Here is a 322-nt window from a genome sequence, read left to right as displayed (position 1 = left end):
ATCCCGAGCAGTCCCGCGCCGCGATCCTGATCGGCCGCGGCAAGCCGGTGAAGATGGTGGCCGAGCCGCTGCCGCGGGGCACCCTGCGGGCGGCGGCCGAACCGCGGCTCTGATCCCCGCGCCCGATCAGTCCCGCCCCGCGTGCCAGTCCTGCAGGGCGGCGAGCGTCACCACGCCGCCCGGCCAGGCAACGCCCGCGAGGTGCCGGTGCGGCCGGTCCGGTTCGCCGAGGTCGGAGACCGCCGAGAAGGCGCCGTCGAGGGGGTGCCCCTCGGTGTACTGGCTGCGCGTCGCCAGCACCGGCAGGCCGGCATCCAGCTGT

At 76.7% G+C, this 322-nt stretch carries 1 pseudogene; it reads right to left on the bottom strand.

From position 1 onward, the window contains the following. Positions 1 to 126 precede the first annotated feature (126 nt). Positions 127 to 322, bottom strand: a pseudogene (locus tag AX737_RS21125) (HAD family hydrolase); the annotation flags it as partial.

It is taken from the genome of Methylobacterium sp. CCH5-D2 (assembly GCF_001556475.1).
Taxonomy (GTDB): Bacteria; Pseudomonadota; Alphaproteobacteria; order Rhizobiales; family Beijerinckiaceae; genus Methylobacterium; species Methylobacterium hispanicum.
Note: the sequence above shows the minus strand (reverse complement) of the source record. Positions and strands in the feature narration are given on the sequence as shown.